Source organism: Phosphitispora fastidiosa (assembly GCF_019008365.1).
GTDB lineage: Bacteria > Bacillota > Thermincolia > Thermincolales > UBA2595 > Phosphitispora > Phosphitispora fastidiosa.
The window spans coordinates 1-254 of sequence record NZ_JAHHUL010000174.1 but is presented as its reverse complement, the minus strand read 5'-3'; the positions used below and the strand labels follow the sequence as shown (position 1 = coordinate 254).

Here is a 254-nt window from a genome sequence, read left to right as displayed (position 1 = left end):
GGAGGAACTGCCACGCTTCGCCCGCTTTCATTTCGCCGGTCACTGGGACCCGGACGGCAGCGCCTTCCCGGCGGCGATCGCGGCGGCGGCGGGGCGCGGGGCGAAGCAGGCCCGCCTGCCCTGGGCGCTGCTGCCGCTCGCCGCGCCGTTCAACCCGACCCTGCGCGAGCTGATCGAGATGCGCCCCTTCTGGGACCATCCGGTGCGGCTCGACAATCGCGAGCTGGTGGCCTTTCTGGGCGAGGAACCGCGCA

General features: G+C 73.2%; 1 protein-coding gene. It reads left to right on the top strand.

Translation table 11 applies throughout. The features are described 5' to 3' along the window. A partial coding sequence (locus Ga0451573_RS19395; RefSeq protein WP_231685835.1) for a Rossmann-fold NAD(P)-binding domain-containing protein occupies positions 1 to 254 on the top strand: 254 nt, incomplete at both ends.